The following is a 323-nucleotide window of genomic DNA, read 5'->3' as shown; positions in this document are numbered from 1 at the left end:
TTCGCTCGGCGGCCAGTGAAAGACCATGGCGATGTCAGCGTAATAGTCCTCAACCCGGTTTATCAGAGTTCCGTGTTCACGAAAAAAGAGGCGATGGTGGTCAAAAGTGGCGCCCAGTTCTCCGGTGGCAGGTTCAGCAAGTCGCGCTCAGTCAGGGACGAAATGCGCGGCAGCAGGATTTCGCCGGCATCAAATTTCATCTCACACACATCAATCAGACTGAGCCCGCGCAGGTTGCCCGAATGCGGCTTGCGAATGTCCACCGTGTTGATTTCCACACCATCTTTCACGATAGGGGTGGCCAGCGTGGCCGTTTTCACTTC

At 55.4% G+C, this 323-nt stretch carries 1 protein-coding gene; it reads right to left on the bottom strand.

Going from position 1 to position 323, the window contains the following annotated elements; genetic code table 11:
* Window positions 1-62 precede the first annotated feature (62 nt).
* Window positions 63-323 (bottom strand): phage tail assembly protein (locus JIG40_RS01875; RefSeq protein WP_244662622.1); only part of this gene is annotated, 261 nt, incomplete at its 5' end.

Origin of the sequence: Vibrio sp. bablab_jr001, from assembly GCF_016464285.1 — a bacterium.
GTDB lineage: Bacteria > Pseudomonadota > Gammaproteobacteria > Enterobacterales > Vibrionaceae > Vibrio > Vibrio fluvialis.
The sequence above is the reverse complement of the archived record's forward strand: the minus strand, read 5'-3'. Positions and strand labels throughout refer to the sequence as shown.